10 protein-coding genes, 2 tRNA genes and 1 pseudogene are annotated in these 20,642 nt (G+C 65.7%); 12 read left to right on the forward strand and 1 reads right to left on the reverse strand.

The features are described from left to right. Positions 1 to 12: 12 nt before the first annotated feature. The 3 genes from tilS to MRBLMU1_RS27575 all read left to right on the forward strand — a co-directional run bounded on the left by tilS (position 13) and on the right by MRBLMU1_RS27575 (position 3,032). Positions 13 to 1,434: a tRNA lysidine(34) synthetase TilS gene (gene tilS, locus MRBLMU1_RS27565; protein ID WP_363508662.1), complete on the forward strand. Its 1,422-nt coding sequence runs from the start codon at positions 13 to 15 to the stop codon at positions 1,432 to 1,434. Positions 1,435 to 1,577: 143 nt separating this feature from the next. Beyond that, positions 1,578 to 2,825: an aspartate kinase gene (locus tag MRBLMU1_RS27570; protein WP_090321068.1), complete on the forward strand. Its 1,248-nt coding sequence runs from the start codon at positions 1,578 to 1,580 to the stop codon at positions 2,823 to 2,825. A 114-nt stretch (positions 2,826 to 2,939) separates the two neighbouring features. Beyond that, a tRNA-Ser gene (locus MRBLMU1_RS27575) sits at positions 2,940 to 3,032 on the forward strand. A 55-nt stretch (positions 3,033 to 3,087) separates the two neighbouring features. Here MRBLMU1_RS27575 and MRBLMU1_RS27580 read toward each other — a convergent pair. Further along, positions 3,088 to 3,861, reverse strand: coding sequence for a thioesterase family protein (locus MRBLMU1_RS27580; RefSeq protein WP_363508666.1), 774 nt, complete (start codon positions 3,859 to 3,861; stop codon positions 3,088 to 3,090). A gap of 194 nt (positions 3,862 to 4,055) precedes the next feature. On the opposite strand from MRBLMU1_RS27580, the gene MRBLMU1_RS27585 reads away from it, so the two are divergent. The 9 genes and pseudogenes from MRBLMU1_RS27585 to MRBLMU1_RS27625 form a co-directional block, all read left to right on the forward strand. Next, a tRNA-Ser gene (locus MRBLMU1_RS27585) sits at positions 4,056 to 4,148 on the forward strand. Positions 4,149 to 4,488: 340 nt separating this feature from the next. Continuing rightward, the gene (locus MRBLMU1_RS27590; RefSeq protein WP_363508669.1) at positions 4,489 to 10,980 is read left to right on the forward strand and encodes a hypothetical protein; all 6,492 of its coding nucleotides are present in this window, start codon (positions 4,489 to 4,491) and stop codon (positions 10,978 to 10,980) included. Between the two features lie 14 nt (positions 10,981 to 10,994). Further along, positions 10,995 to 11,546: a hypothetical protein gene (locus MRBLMU1_RS27595; RefSeq protein WP_363508671.1), complete on the forward strand. Its 552-nt coding sequence runs from the start codon at positions 10,995 to 10,997 to the stop codon at positions 11,544 to 11,546. A gap of 115 nt (positions 11,547 to 11,661) precedes the next feature. Continuing rightward, positions 11,662 to 12,039: a DUF2946 domain-containing protein gene (locus MRBLMU1_RS27600; RefSeq protein ID WP_363508674.1), complete on the forward strand. Its 378-nt coding sequence runs from the start codon at positions 11,662 to 11,664 to the stop codon at positions 12,037 to 12,039. A 170-nt stretch (positions 12,040 to 12,209) separates the two neighbouring features. Continuing rightward, entirely contained in the window at positions 12,210 to 14,348 is a 2,139-nt protein-coding gene (locus MRBLMU1_RS27605; protein WP_363508677.1) for a TonB-dependent receptor, read from the forward strand. 11 nt (positions 14,349 to 14,359) lie between these two features. After that, on the forward strand, positions 14,360 to 15,853 hold the full coding sequence (locus MRBLMU1_RS27610; RefSeq protein ID WP_363508680.1) for a PepSY domain-containing protein: 1,494 nt from the start codon (positions 14,360 to 14,362) through the stop codon (positions 15,851 to 15,853). 77 nt (positions 15,854 to 15,930) lie between these two features. Then, positions 15,931 to 18,153 (forward strand): formylglycine-generating enzyme family protein, encoded by a 2,223-nt coding sequence (locus tag MRBLMU1_RS27615; RefSeq protein WP_363508683.1) that lies wholly within the window; start codon positions 15,931 to 15,933, stop codon positions 18,151 to 18,153. A gap of 168 nt (positions 18,154 to 18,321) precedes the next feature. After that, on the forward strand, positions 18,322 to 19,710 hold the full coding sequence (locus tag MRBLMU1_RS27620; protein WP_363508726.1) for a sigma-54 dependent transcriptional regulator: 1,389 nt from the start codon (positions 18,322 to 18,324) through the stop codon (positions 19,708 to 19,710). Positions 19,711 to 19,973: 263 nt separating this feature from the next. Beyond that, positions 19,974 to 20,642, forward strand: a pseudogene (locus MRBLMU1_RS27625) (hypothetical protein); the annotation flags it as partial.

Raw genomic sequence — 20,642 nt, forward strand, 5'->3', positions numbered from 1 at the left:
TTGGAGCAGCACTTGAAGAAGCAGCAAATCCCGACCCTGTCCTCGATTTTCGAACAAGCCGCCGACGCCGCGCGCACCCGCGTTGGCGACGCGCAGACGGAAGGCGAGGGCGGCCGCATCGCCATCGCCCTCAGCGGTGGCCTGGACTCGTCCGCGCTGCTGCACCTGGCGCACGCCTACGCGCAGGCGCGCGGCGCCGCCTTGTACGCCTTCCACATCCACCACGGCCTCAGCCCCAACGCCGACGCCTGGCTGGCGCACTGCGGGCAAGCCTGTGCCGCGCTCGGCGTGACCTTCGAGGCGCGCCGCGTCGAGCTGGTGCGCAAGGAAAAGACCGGCACCGAGGAAGCGGCCCGCAAATCGCGCTACGCCGCGCTCGGCGCGCTGTGCCGCGAGCACGGCGTCAAGCTGCTGTTCACCGCCCACCACCAGGACGACCAGGCCGAAACCGTGCTGCTGCAACTGTTGCGCGGCTCCGGCACCGCCGGCCTGTCCGGCATGGACGCCGCCAACGCCGCGCCGGACCTGCTGGCCAATCCCGATGTCGTCATGGTCCGGCCGCTGCTGCCGGCCTCGCGCAAGCAGCTGGCCGCCTATGTGTCCGAACACGGCATCAGCCACATCGACGACGAATCGAACGACGACCCGCGCTTCGCCCGCAACGCGCTGCGCCACAAGGTCATGCCGGCGCTGGCCGAAGCCTTCCCCGGCTTCCAGGAACGCTTCGCCCGCAGCGCCCAGCACGCGCAATCGGCGCAGCGGCTGCTGACCGAGCTGGCGCAGCAGGACCTGGCGATGTGCCTGGACGGCGACTGCATCGTCATCGCCAGACTGCGCACCTTGAGCACCGACCGCGGCTACAACCTGCTGCGTTACTGGTTCGGCACGCGCGGGCTGCGCATGCCCAGCGCCGCTTGGCTATCCGAAATGCTGACGCAACTGCTGGAGGCGCGCGACGGCGCCCAGCTGCTGGTCACGCATCCGGACTGCCACGTGCGCCGCCACCGCGACCGCCTGCACCTGACACCCAAGCTGGCCGACCTGGAAGGCACGCGCGAGGACGAATTCGACCAATCGCCGGGCACCTCCTTCGCCTGGAACGGCGAGCGCGAGATGGCGTTCCCGGCCTACGGCGGCGTGCTGCACTTCGACCTCGCCGACACGGGCGCCGGGCTCGACCCGGAGTGGCTGCGCGGGCAAAAGCTGGTCATCGAATTCCGCAAGGGCGGCGAGCGCCTCAAGCCGGCGCACAACCGCCCCACGCGTGGCCTCAAGTATCACTACCAGGCGCTGGGCATTCCGGCGTGGGAGCGCGGCCGCCTGCCGCTGGTGCGCGCGGACAAGCAGATGCTGTTCGCCGCCGGCATCGGCATGGATTGCAACCAGTTAGGCGAGGGGGCGGGGAGGATCACTTTGCGTTGGCAAGCGGTATAAAAATTTCCTTGCATTTGCCAAATTTTGTATGTGCATATGCCTATAAGGTATGACTTTATGAGCTTTTTGACTTGTTATTTTGCACTGCGGCATGTAGAGTTAAGGGTTCCATTTACCTTTATTTGAGCGGAAACCTCACTGTTATGGCTTTAATCGTGCACAAATACGGCGGTACGTCGATGGGTTCGACGGACCGTATCAAGAACGTCGCGCGGCGTGTCGCCAAGTGGCATGACGCCGGGCACCGCATCGTCGTCGTGCCATCGGCCATGTCCGGCGAGACCAACCGCCTGATCGGCCTGGCCAAGGAAATCCAGGCCCAACCGGATCCACGCGAGCTCGACATGATCGCCTCGACCGGCGAGCAAGTCTCGGTCGGCCTGCTGTCGATGGCCCTGCTGGCGATCGGCAAGAAAGCGGTCTCCTACGCCGGCTGGCAAGTCGCGATTAAAACCGATTCCGCTTTCACCAAAGCCCGCATCCAATCGATCGACAACGAAAAGGTCAACCGCGACCTGGACGACGGCAAGATCGTCATCATCACCGGCTTCCAGGGCGTCGACGACAACGGCAACATCTCGACCTTGGGCCGCGGCGGCTCGGACACCTCGGCCGTGGCCATCGCCGCCGCCATGAAGGCGGCCGAATGCCTGATCTTCACCGACGTAGACGGCGTGTACACGACCGATCCGCGCGTGGTCTCCGAAGCGCGCCGCCTCAAGGCGATCACCTTCGAAGAGATGCTGGAACTGGCGTCGCTGGGCTCGAAAGTGCTGCAGACCCGTTCGGTGGAATTCGCCGGCAACTACCGCGTGCCGACCCGCGTGCTGTCGTCGCTGACCGATCCGTTGCTGGATATCGAAGAAGAAGCCAACTCTGGCACCCTGATTTCGTTTGAGGAAGATACAAACATGGAACAAGCAGTCATCTCCGGGATCGCGTTCAACCGCGACGAGGCCAAAATCACCGTGCTGGGCGTGCCGGACCGTCCTGGCGTCGCGTACCACATCCTGGGACCGGTGGCCGACGCCAACATCGAAGTCGACATGATCATACAGAATCAGTCGGTCGACGGTAAAACGGACTTCACCTTCACCGTCTCGCGCAACGACTACCAGCGCGCCGTGGACGTCCTGACCGGCACCCAGGCCGAACTGGGCGCGGCCAGCATCACCGGCGACGCCAAAGTGTCGAAGATCTCGGTCGTCGGCGTGGGCATGCGCAGCCACGTTGGCGTGGCCTCGCAGATGTTCCGCACCTTGTCGGAAGAAGGCATCAACATCCTGATGATCTCGACCTCGGAGATCAAGATCTCGGTGCTGATCGACGAAAAGTACATGGAACTGGCCGTTCGCGCGCTGCACAAAGCGTTCGAACTGGAAAAGGCATAAATTTTTCGAAAAAATTGGTCTGGTCTCCTTGACCAGATCATTCCCGGTCTATACCATGGCGGTCGTCTGCTCTGGTGAAGTTTGACCGGTCGGACAAGGTTGAGCAATCAACTGGGAGACGTGGCCGAGTGGCCGAAGGCACATCCCTGCTAAGGATGCATACGGCTTATACCTGTATCGTGGGTTCGAATCCCACCGTCTCCGCCAAGAATCAGAAAAAAAGCCTCGGCAACGGGGCTTTTTTTTCGTCTCCGCCATCGACTTAACCGATGTTGGGGCGTACCGTCAGAATTTGGGCCAGCGTGCCGATCGGCCCCGTTTCATCATAAATGGTCGAGCTGGTCAGGCCCAGCCCATCGGCGCCAAACGATACCGACGTATCAAAGCCCAGCCATTCCCCGCGCGGCGTCGCGAACAGATGCGCCGTCAGGTCAAGGTTGGGGAAGGCGACGGCGGTCGGCGCCGCGCGCACGGCCATGCCGTTGGCGATGTCAAACAATGACGAGAAGCGGGCGAGGGGGCTGATCGGTTCATTCTCCAGCAGCGGGTGGTTGGCGCGTGCCCAATATGCCGCCCGGCCGGGTTCCTCGGACGCGCGGTGAATGTCGAGGGTGGCGATAAAGCCTCCGGGCCAGACTGTGGTGGGATCCCATCGCGGCATCTCGGCATGACCGGGTATTCGGCGCATGGTGCTGCCTTCGATGGCGCTCGTGTCGTTCGGTTTCACCAGCCAGGCCCGGGCCCGTAGCGCCGGGCGTCCGTTGTGCAGCATGGTGGCCTCGACCAGTTCGATGGTGCGTCCCGCGCGCAGCGACTGGATTTCGGTCTGCACTTCTTCAATCGGGATGACGCCGAGGATATCGAACGCCAGCCTGCCGATTTTGAAGCCGTTGCCGCGTCGTGCGCAGTCCAGTTCGATTACATGGGTGAGTAGCCCCATCGCCGGTGCGATATGCTGTTCGTGGACGCTCCAAGCCCCGCCGGTGTGCTCGGTGGCGCGAAAATCGGTATCGTTGAGGCGGGTGAAGTAGGCCATGTCGGGTATCCGTTTCAAATGCGATCCATGCGGACCGCATCGTTGATCATTTTGCTATCATATGCCAAGCTTGCGAAAGCGGGAAAATGCACATTTGTGGGGCGTACCCTTGACCAAGCGGCTACCGATCTATATTATGATTCGCGTCCGCATTGCTGCTTTACGGCAAGTGGACATAGTTGAGTGATCGACTAGGAGACGTGGCCGAGTGGCCGAAGGCACATCCCTGCTAAGGATGCATACGGCTTATACCTGTATCGTGGGTTCGAATCCCACCGTCTCCGCCAGAATCAAATAAAAAAGCCTCCCCTGCGGGAGGCTTTTTTATTTGCCCACCGTAAGTCCCCCAGCACGACAAATCCCCGTATCACCGAAGGTTGCTAAACTACAATAAATTTCCAATTAGTGACAATTGGTTAGATTGTAATCTTGCAATCGCATTAAAATTGCCATTGGTAAACATGGAGATTGGCAATGAAAGTTGTCCTCCCCATCGACTCTGGAGAAACCAACTCTCGGGAAGTAGCGAGAAGCCACCGATAGTGGCGCCGTTGATTCGGGCGGGCGATGGAAAAAACAGATGTCCGTTAGGTCCGAGAAACTCCCCTTTTTGAGAGATTGATAAACATGGCAGCAATCACAGGCACCACAGGCAACGACTCCTTAGCCGGCAGCACCACCGCGGACCAGATCTACGGGCTTGAAGGCAACGACACCCTTCTCGGCAACGCGGGCAACGATGTGTTGGATGGTGGCGCCGGTGCCGATGTGCTCAATGGCGGAGCGGGGACGGATACGGCGACCTACGCCAATTCGGCGGCTGCGGTGACGGTCAACCTGACGACCGGCGCGGCCTCGGGCGGCGACGCCCAGGGCGATAGCTTGATCGCGATGGAGACGGTGATCGGCTCGGTCTTCAACGACACGCTGGCCTCGTCGACCGCCGGGCACTCGCTGCAGGGCGGCGCGGGCGACGACCTCTATATCGTCGGCGTCGCCGGCGTCGTGGTGTCCGAAGCGGCCGCCGACGGCATCGACGAGGTGCAGACCGCGCTCGCCACGCTCAGCATCGCGGGCTATGCCAACGTCGAAAAGCTGACCTACACCGGCACGGCCGCGTTCACCGGCACCGGCAACGCCGGTGACAACACCATCGCTGGCGGCGCCGGCAGCGACACGCTCAACGGCGGAGCGGGGAACGACCGGCTCGTCGGTGGCGCGGGCAACGACGTCCTCGCCGGCGGTGCCGGCGCCGACGTGCTCCAGGGCGGCGACGGCTTCGACACCGCCAGCTACGCCGATTCCGGCGGCGTCGGCGTCACGATCAACCTCAAGACCGGTGTCCACACCGGCATCGCCGCCGGCGACACCTACGACAGCATCGAGCTGATCCGGGGCTCGACCTACGCCGACATCTTCACCGGCACGGCCGGCGCCAACAGCTTCGACGGCGGCGCCGCCGGCGTCGACACCATCGACTATTCGACCTCGGCGGCCGCCGTCAACGTCAACCTGACGACCAACGTGGTCTCGGGCGGCGACGCCCAGGGCGACACGTTGACCTCGATCGAGACGGTGGTCGGCTCGGTCTTCAACGACATCTTGGCCTCGTCGACCGCCGGACACACGCTGCGTGGCGGCGCCGGCGACGACCTCTATGTCGTCGGTGCCGCCGGCGTCGTGGTCGACGAGGACCCCGCCGACGGCGTCGACGAGGTGCAGACCGCGCTCGCCACGCTCAGTATCGCTGGCTATGCCAACGTCGAGAAGCTGACCTACACCGGCGTGGCCACCGCCGCCTTCACCGGCACCGGCAACGCCGGCGACAACATCATCACCGGCGGCGCCGGCAGCGACGCGTTCAACGGCGGCGCCGGGAACGACCAGCTTGTCGGCGGCGCGGGCAACGATGTGCTCACCGGCGGCGCCGGCGCCGACCAGCTCCAGGGTGGCGACGGCTTCGACACCGCCAGCTACGCCGACTCCGGCGGCGTCGGCGTCACGATCAACCTCAAGACCGGCATCCACACCGGCATCGCCGCCGGCGACACCTACGACAGCATCGAGCTGATCCGGGGCTCTACCTATGCCGACAGCTTCACCGGCACGGCCGGCGCCAACAGCTTCGACGGCGGCGCCGCCGGCGTCGACGTCATCGACTATTCGACCTCGGCGGCCGCCGTCAACGTCAACCTGACGACCAACGCGGTCTCGGGCGGCGACGCCCAGGGCGACACGTTGACCTCGATCGAGACGGTGATCGGTTCGGTTTACAACGACACGCTGGCCTCGTCGACCGCCGGGCACACGCTGCGCGGCGGCGCCGGCGACGACCTCTATATCGTCGGTGCCGCCGGTGTCGTGGTCGACGAGGACCCCGCCAGCGGCGTCGACGAGGTGCAGACCGCGCTTGCCACGCTCAGCATCGCCGGCTATGCCGATGTCGAGAAGCTGACCTACACCGGCACCACCAGCGCCGCCTTCACCGGCACCGGCAACGCCGGCGACAACATCATCACCGGCGGCGCCGGCAGCGACGCGCTCAACGGCGGCGCCGGGAACGACCAGCTCGTCGGCGGCGCGGGCAACGATGTCCTCGCCGGCGGCGCCGGCGCCGACCAGCTCCAGGGCGGCGACGGCTTCGACACCGCCAGCTACGCCGATTCCGGCGGCGTCGGCGTCACGATCAACCTCAAGACCGGCGTCCACACCGGCATCGCCGCCGGCGACACCTACGACAGCATCGAGCTGATCCGGGGCTCGACCTATGCCGACAGCTTCACCGGCACGGCCGGCGCCAACAGCTTCGACGGCGGCGCCGCCGGCGTCGACACCATCGACTATTCGACCTCGGCGGCCGCCGTCAACGTCAACCTGACGACCAACGTGGTCTCGGGCGGCGACGCCCAGGGCGACACGTTGACCTCGATCGAGACGGTGATCGGTTCGGTGTACAACGACACGCTGGCCTCGTCGACCGCCGGCCACACGCTGCGCGGCGGCGCCGGCGACGACCTCTATGTCGTCGGCGTCGCCGGCGTCGTGGTCGACGAGGACGCCAACAACGGCGTCGACGAGGTGCAGACCGGGCTCGCCACGCTCAGCATCGCCGGCTTTGCCGACGTCGAGAAGCTGACCTACACCGGCAGCGCCGCCTTCACCGGCACCGGCAACGCCGGCGACAACGTCATCACCGGCGGCGCCGGCGGCGACGCGCTCAACGGCGGCGCCGGCAACGACCAGCTCGTCGGCGGCGCGGGCAACGACGTCCTCACCGGCGGCGCCGGCGCCGACCGGCTCCAGGGCGGCGACGGCTTCGACACCGCCAGCTACGCCGACTCCGGCGGCGTCGGCGTCACGATCAACCTCAAGACCGGCGTCCACACCGGCATCGCCGCCGGCGACACCTTTGACGGCATCGAGGCGATCCGGGGCTCGGGCTACGCCGACAGCTTCACCGGCACGGCCGCCGCCGACAACTTCGACGGCGGCGCCGGCATCGACGCCATCGACTATTCGACGTCGGCGGCGGCCGTCAGCGTCAACCTGACGACCAACGTGGTCTCGGGCGGCGACGCCCAGGGCGATGTGCTGGCCGGGTTCGAGACGGCGATCGGTTCCTCCTTCAACGACACGCTGGCCTCGTCGACCGCCGGGCATGCGCTGCGCGGCGGCGCCGGCGACGATCTCTATGTCGTCGGCGTCGCCGGCGTCGTGGTCGACGAGGACGCCGGCAACGGCGTCGACGAGGTGCAGACCGCGCTCGGTGCGCTCAGCATCGCCGGCTTTGCCGATGTCGAGAAGCTGACCTATACCGGCAGCGCCGCCTTCACCGGCACCGGCAACGCGGGAGACAACACCATCGCCGGGGGGGCCGGCAGCGACGCGCTCAACGGCGGCGCCGGGAACGACCAGCTCGTCGGCGGCGCGGGCAACGACACGCTCACCGGTGGCGCCGGCGCCGACCAACTCCAGGGCGGCGACGGCTTCGACACCGCCAGCTACGCCGATTCCGGCGGCGTCGGGGTCACGATCAACCTCAAGACCGGCGTCCACACCGGCATCGCGGCGGGGGACATCTATGCCAGCATCGAGGCGATCCGCGGCTCGGGCTACGCCGACAGCTTCACCGGCACGGCCGGCGCCGACAACTTCGATGGCGGCGCCGGTATCGACGCCATCGACTATTCGACGTCGGCGGCGGCCGTCAGCGTCAACCTGACGACCAGCGCGGTCTCGGGCGGCGACGCCCTGGGCGATGTGCTGGCCGGGTTCGAGACGGCGATCGGTTCCTCCTTCAACGACACCCTGGCCTCGTCGACCGCCGGGCATGCGCTGCGCGGCGGCGCCGGTGACGATCTCTATGTCGTCGGTGTCGCCGGCGTCGTGGTCGACGAGGACGCCGGCAACGGCGTCGACGAGGTGCAGACCGCGCTTGCCACGCTCAGCATCGCCGGCTTTGCCGATGTCGAGAAGCTGACCTACACCGGCAGCGCCGCCTTCACCGGCACCGGCAATGCCGGTGACAACATCATCACCGGCGGCGCGGGCGGCGACGCGCTCAACGGCGGCGCCGGCAACGACCAGCTCGTCGGCGGCGCGGGCAACGATGTGCTCACCGGCGGCGTTGGCGCCGACCAGCTCCAGGGCGGCGACGGCATCGACACCGCCAGCTACGCCGATTCCGCCGGCGTCGGGGTCGCGATCAACCTCAAGACCGGCGTCCACACCGGCATCGCCGCCGGCGACACCTTTGACGGCATCGAGGCGATCCGGGGCTCGGGCTACGCCGACAGCTTCACCGGCACGGCCGCCGCCAACAACTTCGACGGCGGCGCCGGCATCGACGCCATCGACTATTCGACGTCGGCGGCGGCCGTCAACGTCAACCTGACGACCAACGTGGTCTCGGGCGGCGACGCCCAGGGCGATGTGCTGGCCGGGTTCGAGACGGCGATCGGTTCTTCCTTCAACGACACCTTGGCCTCGTCGACCGCCGGGCACACGCTGCAGGGCGGCGCCGGCGACGACCTCTACACCGTCGGCATCGCCGGCGTCGTGGTGGCCGAGGCGGCCGGCAACGGCGTCGACGAGGTGCAGACCGCGCTCGCCGCGCTCAGCATCGCCGGCTATGCCAACGTCGAGAAGCTGACCTACACCGGCGCCGCCGCCTTCACCGGCACCGGCAACGCCGGCGACAACATCATCACCGGCGGCGCCGGCAACGACACGCTGTATGGCGGCGCGGGCGCGGACGAGTTCCACGGCGGTGCCGGCACGGACACCGTCGGCTATCTCGATGCCACCGCCGCCGTCACGATCAACCTCAAGACGGGCGTCCATACCGGCATCGCCGCCGGCGACACCTACGACAGCATCGAGCTGATCCGGGGCTCGAACTTCGGCGACAGCTTCACCGGCACGGCCGGCGCCAACAACTTCGACGGCGGCGTCGGCATCGACACCATCGACTATTCGACGTCGGCGGCGGCCGTCAACGTCAACCTGACGACCAACGTGGTCTCGGGCGGCGACGCCCAGGGCGACGTGGTGGCCGGGTTCGAGGGAGTGACCGGCTCGGCCTTCAACGACACCCTGGCCTCGTCGACCGCCGGCCACACGCTGCGCGGCGGCGCCGGCGACGACCTCTACACCGTCGGCATCGCCACCGTGGTGGTGACCGAAGCGGCCGGCAGCGGCGTCGACGAGGTGCAGACCGCGCTTGCCGCGCTCAGCATCGCCGGCTATGGCAACGTCGAGAAGCTCACCTACACCGGCAGCGCCGCCTTCACCGGCACCGGCAACGCCGGCGACAACATCATCACCGGCGGGGCCGGCGACGACACGTTCTTCGGCGGCGCCGGCGCCGACGAATTCCATGGCGGCGCCGGTATCGATACCGTCAGCTACGCGGACGGCACGGCCATCACCTTGAATTTCGCCACCGGCGACTTCTCCGGAAACGGCCACGGCGACACCTTCCACGATATCGAAAGAATCGCCGGCTCCAACTACGGCGACATCTTCATCGAAAATGGCGACAGCCACCAACTCAACGGCCAGGCGGGCGTTGACGTGGTGAGCTATGAAACGGCGACATCCGGCATCACGTTTGATCTTGCCTCCAAGATTCAAACAGGTATCGCGGCCGGAGATGCCTTGACGAACATCGAGGTCATTCAAGCGACCGGCTTCGCCGACATTCTTGTCGGCGATGGGAATGCCAATATCTTCATCGGCGGCGCCGCGGCGGACGCGATCAATGGCGGGGCGGGTAGCGACGGCGCGTGGTACGTGACCAGCTCCGCCGCCGTCCAAATCGATCTCCTGGCGGGAACGGCGTCCGGCGGGGATGCCGGCGGCGATGTGCTGACCGGCATCGAGAACCTGATCGGTTCCTCTTTCGGCGACACGATCACGGGCGATGCACTCGGCAATACGCTGGAGGGCAGTTACGGCAACGACACCATCAACGGTGGCGATGGCGCGGACACGATCTATGGTGGCCTTGGCAGCTCCATCCCGCCACTGGTTGCCTCGAGCGGTGCGGTGCAGGTGGATATGCTCTACGGTGGAAACGGCAACGATATCATCGCGACCGCGGCGAACGATGCGGGGAGCATCGCCTCGGGCGAAGCCGGGAATGACACCATCACCGTCGCGGACGGCGCCGCCGATGGCGGCCTGGGCGCCGACCAGATCACGGTGACGGGAGCGGGCACGGCGCATGGTGGCGACGGCGACGATACGTTCACCGGATACGGCGGCTTGTACACCCTGTACGGCGATGCCGGCGCGGACAGATTCGTTCTCAACGGCGGAGGCGAGGCTTATGGCGGGGAAGGCGGCGATATTTATTATGTCAATACGACCGGCATTGTCGCCATACGGGATACCGGGGCGGCGGGCGCCAACGATTATGTGTATTTGAACAATGTCGCAACGGGCGCCGATCTCTACCAGATGAGGGTCGGCGACGATTTGTATATCACATCGTTGTCGGATGTCAATGACAATGGAACGGGGGATTCCGGCGTCATGCTCCTGGGATGGTTCACCGGCGGGAATACGATAGAATTCTTTGTTACTGCAGACAACTCGACGTTTCCGGGGTTTTAAAAAAGGAGCGAAAGATGACCACCATTTCCAACACCAGCATTCCAAGTGCGGAGGCGATTGCGCCACGGCGCGTCACCAGCGTCGCCGTCACCGGAAAGAGCGAGTCGTACTTGGGCAAAGCCCTGGAACTGACCGCTCAACAAAAAGCTGAAACCGTGAAAGTAAGGGCCGATATGGCAGCGGGGACAGCCGCTGCCGAGAAGCAAGCTCAGGAGGTGAAAAAAAGACTCTCGGTCGAAGGCATGGAAAGTCATCAAATGTACTTGCCGAACATCTCCGACTTGTCGCTTGAAAATGCGAAGAAGTCTTTGGACATTGCCGAAGTGATGATCAAAAACAAGGAAGATGTGGGCGTAACTGTCAACGGCCGCTATGGCGACAAGGACATCTCCGACCTCGGCGCCTATAAGGCGGCCTTGACCGATTACATCGGCAAGTATGAAACCGCCATGTCTTCCAAGGCGACAGGGGGAGGGGCGACCGTTCCCACCCAGGCGAGTACGACCGCCGCCTCGACTTATCGTCAGATGCAAGTTCTGATCGACAAGGGCGGCAGCGAAGGCTAGGCACTTCATGCCGCAGGGGCGCGGGACGTACGCATCGTCGATGCAAAGCGCGCCCGGTCGCCCGACGACATCGCCGACATCAAAGCGCGGAAGACCGGTGGTGTAAAATGGTCAAATGTTCATCCCACGACAGCGACGACGGTACATCGCATGGCTGCTCTGCGCATCCATGCTGATGACGGCATTGATGCCGGCGTTTTCGCGCACGTTCGCTTCGGATGGCGCGGCGAATGCCGTCCTGCTTGAGATCTGTTCGGCCATGGGCGTCACGTATGCCAAGTCGCCGGATTCGGACACCTCCGGCAAGCAAACCGGCAAGATGGACGACTGTCCCTATTGCCGGGTTCACTTCGACCTGCCTGTTCTGCCACCCGCGCCGGACCAGCTTCTACACTTCAAGATCACCTCGGAACGGCCCGCGCTGTTCTACCGCTCCCCGACGCCGCTGTTTTCCTGGGTCGTCGCGAATCCGCGCGGTCCGCCCGTCGCTTGATATCCGCTTGACCTGTGCCTGTGCCGGCGGCTTCGCCTGCCCACGCACACTCGTTACTCCAGACCGGCCCAATCGGCAGCGCCGCCCGTAAAGGTCGCCGCCGCCACTTGATGCCGTCTGGTCGAGGGCCGCCCATGGCGGCCTGGATATCCATTTCGCTTATCGATGCCATGAACACTATTTACCATTCGCCTGCGGCCCGCGCCCGCATCGCCACCCTTTGCGCGCTGGCGCTGCCACTGCTGAACGCCAACGCCGTCTCCGCCGCGGAGGACACCACTTTGCCCACCGTCGTCGTCTCTTCGCGCGCCGACGACGGCGGCCTGCATTCCCAGACCGCCACCGGCTCCAACCTCGACCTGAGCCGCTTCGACACGCCGGCAAGCGTCGACGCCATCACCCGCGACCAACTCGAACGGCGCGGCGACACCAGCCTGCTGGACGCCATCACCCGCGCGCCCGGCATCAGCGCCATGCCGCACCCGGGCAATGGCGGCTCCTCCGTTGCCGCCCGCGGCTTCACCGACACGTTGTCCGTGATGCGCCTGTACGACGGCATGCGTCAGTACGGCGGCGCCGGCCTCACATTCCCGTTCGACACCTGGGCCGTCGAGCGCATCGAAGTGCTGCGCGGACCGGCCTCCGTCATCTACGGCGACGGCGCCATCGGCGCCGTGATCAACGTCGTGCCCAAGAAGCCGACGCGTGGCGCCATCCAGTCCGAGTTGCAAGCCGCATTGGGCACCGAGAGCAGCCGCCGCTTCGCCATCGGCAGCGGCGGCGCCATCGACGACAAATGGTCGTACCGCTTCGACGCCAGCACCGACCGCTCCGACGGATGGGTGGAGCGGGGCGAGTACAGCAACCGCGCCTTCTCGGGAGCGGTGCGCCTCGACATCTCCCCGCGCCTGAATGTGCAGCTCGACGTCGCAAAGGGCAGGCAAAAGCCGATGAAGTACCTCGGCACGCCACTGATCGGCGGCAAGCCCGATCCGGCATTGGAGGAAAAGAACTACAACGTCGCCGACAGTGTGATGAAGTACGACGACCGCTGGATCGACGTTCTGGTGAATTGGAGTCCGAACGACAAGGTCGGCGTGCGCAGCCGCTTCTACGACATCGACAGCGACCGCCACTGGCGTGATGTCGAGGCCTACCGATACAACCCGGCGACGCGCCTGATCGACCGTTCCGACGCGACCGAGATCTACCACCGGCAATCGCAAACGGGCAACACCACCGACGCGGCGTTCAAAGGCGGCCTGCTCGGCATGGCCAACCAGTTCTCCGTCGGCTTCGACGTCAACTCCAGCGACTTCAGGCATACAAACAACACCTATGTCGGCAGCGCGCCGTCGGTCGATCCTTACAACCCAGTGCCCGGTTCGTTCACCAGCCCGGTGCCGACGATCCCGCGCTACGACAGCGACGCGAAGCAGTACGCGCTGTTCGCCGAGGACCGTTTGGCACTGGACGACCGCTGGTCGCTGCTGGCGGGCGTGCGCTACGACCATGCGACCTTGCGTCGCACCGATCTGGTCGCCAACAGGCTGGCCTACGACAAGACCTCGACCAATGTCGGATGGCGCCTGGGCACGGTGTTCCAGGTGACGCCGTCGCTGGCGGTGTACGGCCAGTACGCCAAGGCGGCCGACCCGATCAGTTCCCTGTTCTTCCTGTCGGCGGCCAACAGCCAGTTCAAGAACGCAACCGGCCGGCAAGTCGAGGTCGGCGTGAAGCAGGCGTTCGCGCAGGGCGGCGGAGAGTGGACGCTGGCGGTCTACGACATCACCAAAAACAATCTGCTCACCCGCGACCCGGCCAACCCGGCCCGCAGCCTGCAGGTTGGCGAGCGCAGCTCCCGCGGCATCGAGGCGACGGTAATGGCGGTGCTGGCGCCGGGATGGAGCGCGGAGGCCAACGCGTCGCTGCTGCGCGCGCGATTTGAAGACTTCAGTGAAGCATCGGGCGGAAGACTGGTCTCGCGCGCGGGCAATGTGCCGCCGGATGTGCCGCAACGCCTGGCTAATGTCTGGCTCAACTGGGAGTTCATGCGGGCATGGACCGCCAGCGCCGGACTGCGCTATGTCGGCGAGCGCAACGCCGACAATGCCAACACGCTCAAGCTGCCCTCGTATGCCGTCACCGACGCGTCGTTGCGCTGGCAATTATCGGCCGACACGAATTTGACGCTGCGGGTCGCCAATGTCTTTGACAAGCGCTATTTCACGACCGCGTATTACACGCCGACCCAGTGGTTCTACGGCCAGGACCGGCGCGCCGACGTCATCGTCAACCACCGCTTCTGACCGGGGGCGCGATGCGACGCTATATTTACCTGCTACATCGTTGGAGCGGCATGATCATGTGCGTGTTGATGGCGCTGTGGTTCGTCAGCGGCGTGGTGATGCTGTTCGTCGGCTATCCCAAGCTGACGCCCTGGGAACGCCTGGCCGCGCTGCCGTCCTTGCCACAAGCGGGGTGTTGCATCGAGCCGGGGCGGGCGCTGGCGAAAAGCGCCGCGCCGGCCGCCGTCCAGCGGCTGACGCTTACCTCCATCGCCGGCAGGCCCCACTACCTGTTGCTCGAAGGGGACGGGCGATACACGCCGGTGGACGCCGTCAGCGGGACCGCGCCCGGCCCGGCGGATGCGCGCGCCGCGATCGCCGCCGCGCGCAGCTTCAGGCCCGGCGCCGGCGCCCGCTACGTGGGCTTGATCGACGAAGACCGCTGGACCCACTCGCGCGGGTTGAATCCGCACCGGCCGCTGCATATCGTTGACCTCGGCGACGAGGCGTCGACGCGGGTCTATGTGTCTTCCGCGACCGGCCAGGTCGTGCTCGACGCGCCGCGCGCCGAACGCTACTGGAACTTTGCCGGCGCCTGGTTGCACTGGATGTACATGATCCGTCAACAGCCCACCGATCCTGTGTGGACCTGGACCCTGATCGGTTTGTCCGCCGTGGGCGTGCTGTCGGCGGCAACCGGCTTGGTGAATGGCGTGTGGCGCTGGCGGTTCAGCGGCCGCTATAAAAGCGGCCGGCGCACGCCTTACCGCGAGTCGTACATGCGCTGGCATCATATCCTTGGACTCGTCTTCGGTCTCGTGCTGTGCACCTGGATGTTCAGCGGATTGATGTCGATGAATCCGTTCAACATCTTCGGCGCAAAGGGCGCGCGGCCCGATGCGATCGCGATGCAAGGTGGAACGCCGGCGAGCTTGCGCCTGCCGCAAACAGTGCCGCAGGTGCTGGAGCGCTTGCGGAGCGAATCCTTCGCGCCGCGCGAGCTGGAGTGGAGCGTATTGAATAACCGTCCGTTCATCCTGGCGCGCGACGGCGGCAACGACACCCGGATCGTGGGCGCGGAGGGGGGCGACATGCGCGTCATGACGTCGTGGCCCCCGGCGCTGCTGGAGGAGGCGGCGCGCCGGCTGCTGCCTTATCAAGTAAGTTCGTTCGACATGCTGACCAGCTACGACGCGCAGTATTTCGCGCGCGAACAGGCGTCGATGTATGGCGCCAGCGAACGCCGCTTGCCGGCCTTGCGCGCGGTCTTCTCCGATCCGGAAAATACCTGGGTATATCTGGATGCGCACACCGGCCAGATCGAGCTGAGCGCCGACAAAACGCAACGCCTCGGACGCTGGCTGTTCAACTTCCTGCACAGCTGGGATATTCCCGTGTTGCTGACGCCGGCCTGGCCGCGCGAAGCGGTCATCATCGCCCTCAGCATCGGCGGCTTGCTGCTGAGTATGACGGCGGCGGTCATCGCCCTGCGCCGCTTGCGTACCATCTGCAAGAACAGCGCATAGGCTTCTGGTTCCCTGGCGGGCGCAAGTAGTGGAGAATGTCGTGTCGCCCACAAACCTGTTTAATCCCGGAACCGCCAATGATGAAGCCAAGCCGCCGCAACCACGCACCCGCCAGATTGTTCGTTCACTGCCTCGCCGGCATCCTGATGGCGAACATCGGACCGGCCGCCGCCGAGCCGCCCCGGATCGAGGTGCGCGGCAGCCAGATCCTCGGCCCCGACCAGCAGGACAGCGGCGAGGCGGACTGGCTGGCGCGCCTGAACAACTGGAAGCGCGACACCGCCGGCCAGCACGCTCCCTGGCTGGCGGCGATGCGCTCCTGGCGCGTCGACCAGCTCGCGAAGAACGGTTACGACGACGCCCAGTACCGGCGCCCGGAACTGCGCTGGACGCAGCGCGACTTCGTGCAAACCCAGGCGATGATGGAGGACCGCTACCTGTACGACCCGGCCACCGGGCGTTACACCGTCGATCGCTTCCTCGACGATCTGAAGCAGCGCTACGGCGGCATCGACAGTGTGTTGCTGTGGCCGGTCTATCCGAACATCGGCATCGACGACCGCAATCAATGGGACATGCTGCGCGACCTGCCCGGCGGCGTGGCCGGTGTCCGGCAAATGATCAAGGATTTCCACGCGCGCGGGGTCAAGGTGTTCTTCCCGACCATGCCCTGGGATACCGGCTCGCGCGACCCGGGCACCAGCATCCACGAGGCGACGGCGGCGCTGATGGCGGAGATCGGCGCGGACGGCATCAACGGCGACACGATGTTCGGCTTGCCGCTGGAATACCGCACCGCCGCCGACGCCACCGGCCATGCCATGGCGCTCGAACCCGAACTGTCGTTCAGCGATGACCGCATGCTCGCGTACAACAATCAAAGCTGGGGTTACTGGCCGGCGTCGACGGTGCCATTGGTCAGCAAATGGAAATGGCTGGAACCGCGCCACCAGGTCCATGTCTGCGACCGCTGGGCAACCGACCGCACCACGTTGCTGCAGGACGCCTTCTTCAACGGCGTCGGCGTCCAGAGTTGGGAAAACGTCTGGGGCTGGTGGAACCGGATCACGCCGCGCGACGGCGAGGCCTTGCGTCGCATCTCGACCATTTACCGCGCCTTCCCCGAGCAATTGGTCAGCAGCGGCTGGCGGCCGCACGTGCCGACCTTGCACCTTGGCGTCTACGCCAGCGAATTTCCGCTCCCCGGCAAGACCTTGTGGACGCTCATCAACCGCACCGATTGGCGGGTCGACCAGCGCGTCCTGCGCGTCCCGCATGCGCAAGGCCAGCGCTACTTCGACTTCTGGGACGGCAAGGAAATAAAGCCGACGGTGGCAAACGGTTACGCCGAGCTGGGCGTCGCGCTGGAGTCGCACGGCTATGGCGCCGTGCTGCGCGTCGATCCGGGCGTCGATGTGGCGGGCCTGCCGGCGACCTTGAAGACGCTGGCGAAGCAGGCCGCGCGGCCGCTGGAATCGTACTCGAATGCCTGGACGCCGCTGCAACAGAAGATGGTGGCCATCGCCGCCACCCCGGCGGCGCGCGCCACGCCGCCCGGCATGGTGAAAGTGCCCGGCGCGCTGTTCGACTTCCAGGTGCGCGGCATCGAGATCGAAGGGGAGAACAAGCCCGGCCTCGATGTGCAATATCCATGGGAGCCGGTGGCGCGCCGGCAGCACGTGCGCAGCGTGCCGATCAAGACCTTCTATATCGACAAGCACCTCGTGACCAACGCGCAGTTCAAGCAGTTCATCGACGCCAGCGGCTACCGGCCGGCGGACGCGCACAACTTCCTGCGGCACTGGGTCGACGGCGCGCCGAAGGCGGACGACGCGCAGCACCCGGTGGTGTGGGTATCGCTCGAAGACGTGCGCGCCTACCTGCGCTGGGCCGGCAAGCGCCTGCCCAACGAATGGGAATGGCAGTACGCCGCGCAGGGCGGGGACGGCCGCCTCTACCCATGGGGAAACGAGTGGAACGCGGCGATGGTGCCGGCGCCGGAGAAGGGGCGGGAGTTGACCGCGCCGGAAGCGGTCGGCCGGCGCCCGCAGGCGGCCAGCCCGTTCGGCGTGGAGGACCTGGTGGGCAATGTCTGGCAATGGACCAACGAGTTCGCCGACGAGCACACCCGCGCGGCGGTGCTGCGCGGCGGCAGCTATTACCAGCCGCAAAACTCCTATTGGTACTTCCCGCAGGCGTACAAGCTCAACGAGCATGGCAAGTACCTGTTGATGGCGCCGTCGAAAGACCGTTCGGGCGCGCTGGGATTCCGTGGCGTCAAGGACGCGGCGACGCCGTAACCGGCGTCGGCGCGCCACCGACGCTGTAGTTTCTATATTTTAACAATGTAAAAAAGCTATCTATTTTCTGTTTGCAGTTAAATAATTCTAACGCTGAGTTAAGGCTTACTTCGACTAAAGTAGTGACTGGCTGTGGATTTAGCCGCAGGGTAGATAATAATGACAAAAATGCTGCTTTGTGTCGCCGCCGGTTCGCAATTGCATGGCGAAATCGGTGGCGCTCTATCTGGTTGGGACGTGCATATGGCGACAGGCCTGCGGGACGCGGGCCGGCAGTTACACCTGCGCGGGTTCAAGGTGGGCTTGCTGCTGTTCGATGCGGTCGACGGCGACGTACGGCGTTTCGACGCCTTTTTGCGCCAGCATTGCGCGATGCGCTGGATCGCCGTTTGCCCCCGCGAGGCGCTCGAGCGCGGCAATTGCCGCCAGCTGCTGCACGATCATTGTTTCGATTTCCATACCTGGCCGCTGGACGAGACCCGCTTGCGCCACACGCTGGGCCATGCCTATGGCGTGGCGTCGCTGGGCGCGCCGGCGGCGGTGCGCCGCCTCGGCGGCGACTGCATGTCGCTCACCGGCGACGCGCCGTGCATCAACCGGCTGCGCCAGAACATCCGCCGCGTGGCAGGGGTCGGCGCGCCGGTGCTGATCTGGGGCGAGAGCGGCACCGGCAAGGAGCTGGTGGCGCACGCGGTGCATCGCCATTCGGCGCGCGCCGGCGCGCCCTTCGTGCCGATCAATTGCGCCGGCTTGTCGCCGACGCTGGTGCAGTCCGAACTCTTCGGTTACGAGCGCGGCGCCTTCACCGGGGCCGCGCGCGAAAAATGCGGCCTGATCGAATCGGCCCAGGGCGGCAGCGTGTTTCTCGACGAAATAGGCGATTTGCCGATGGAAATGCAGGCGATGATGCTGCGCTTCCTGCAGGAGGGCACGCTGTACCGGGTCGGCGGCACGCAGCCGCGCGTGGTCGATGTGCGCATCATCGCCGCCTCGCACGTCAACCTGGAGCAGGCGGTGGCGCGTGGCGCCTTCCGCCAGGATCTGTTTTTCCGCCTTAATGTGCTGATGCTGGAAGTGCCGGCGCTGCGCCAGCGTAAGGAAGACTTGCCGCAGCTGGCCCAGCATTTTTTCGACCGCTACGCCGCCGAGCGCGCGCCGCAGCTGCGCGGCTACAGCCGGGCGGCGGTGGCGGCCATGCAGGCGCACGACTGGCCCGGCAACGTGCGCGAGTTGATCAACCGCGTCCGCCGCGCGCTGGTCATGGCCGAGGGCCGCCTGATCGGCGCGGCCGACCTCGGCCTGCCGGCCGGCGGCACCGCGCCGATGGCGTCCGTCGAGTTCAATGGCGCGCCGGCGTCGCCCGTGGCGTCCGCGCCGGTCCCACGGCGCGGCGGCGCGCGCGTGGGAGTCGAACGCCACGCGATCGAGGCCGCCCTGCGCGGCGGCAAGAGCGTCACCCAGCTGGCCTTCGAGCTGGGCGTGTCGCGCATGACGCTGTACCGCCAGATGGCCAAGCATGGCATCGATGCGCAGGCCGCGCGCTGCCGGGACAAATAAGCGTCCCCCCGGCTTGGCGAACTCAAGCATTGTGACAGTCAAATGTTACAGAAACGTCACAATGTGGCAGGCACGTATTATTAAAACAATATGAAATTGTCGTCCTCGACCGCGCCGGGCGCGGTCCTCCCTGTTAAATCAAGCAGTTGCAAGCGGGCGCCAGGCATGGCACCGAGTTTGCAATAGCTTGACTGCCGGACACAAATCTCCGGGAACCGCTTCCGAAAAACTTAACAGGCGAGGTAGATAAAATGAACAAAAAGATGTTAGCCACGACCATTGCGCTACTGGTCAGCAGTCAGGCTTTTGCCCAGACAGATCCCTCCAATAATCTCACTCAATCCGGCGCGGGCGCGTTCGCCACCGATCAAGCCAAGGCGCTTCAGGACAGCAGCAGCAACCGTAACAATGATTCCAGTTCCAACCGTAACAATAACAACAACAGCGATGGCCTGGCCCGGGCAACGGCGGACGGGGCGGCGGCGGCCAACAACGGCGCCACGGCCACCTCCAACCTGAACAACGCCTTCAACAAATCGGCCGCCACCGCCGTGAGCAAATTGAACGGCACGGTCAGCGGCAACGCCATTTCGCACATCGGCAATGTCGCCAGCAACCGCGGCAACGCCAATGGCGGCACCGCGATGGGTGGGCTGGGCGGCAGCGCCAAGGGCGGCTCCAACCTGGGCGCCAACGGCGGTGACGGCGCCGAGGCCAAAGGCGGCAACGGCGGCGACGGCGCCTGGGCCAAGGGCGGCAGCGGCGGCGAGGGCGCGACCGGCGGCTATGCCAAGAACGGTAGCGCCTCGAGCGGCGACGCGCGCGGCGGCTCGGCCATCGGCGCCGACGGCGGCAACGGCGGCGACGCCAAAGGCGCCTACAGCGGCGACGCCGGCAACGGCGGCCGGGGCGGCAGCGGCGGTGACGGCGGC

Source organism: Burkholderia sp. LMU1-1-1.1 (genome assembly GCF_040675865.1).
Classification (GTDB): Bacteria; Pseudomonadota; Gammaproteobacteria; order Burkholderiales; family Burkholderiaceae_D; genus Rugamonas.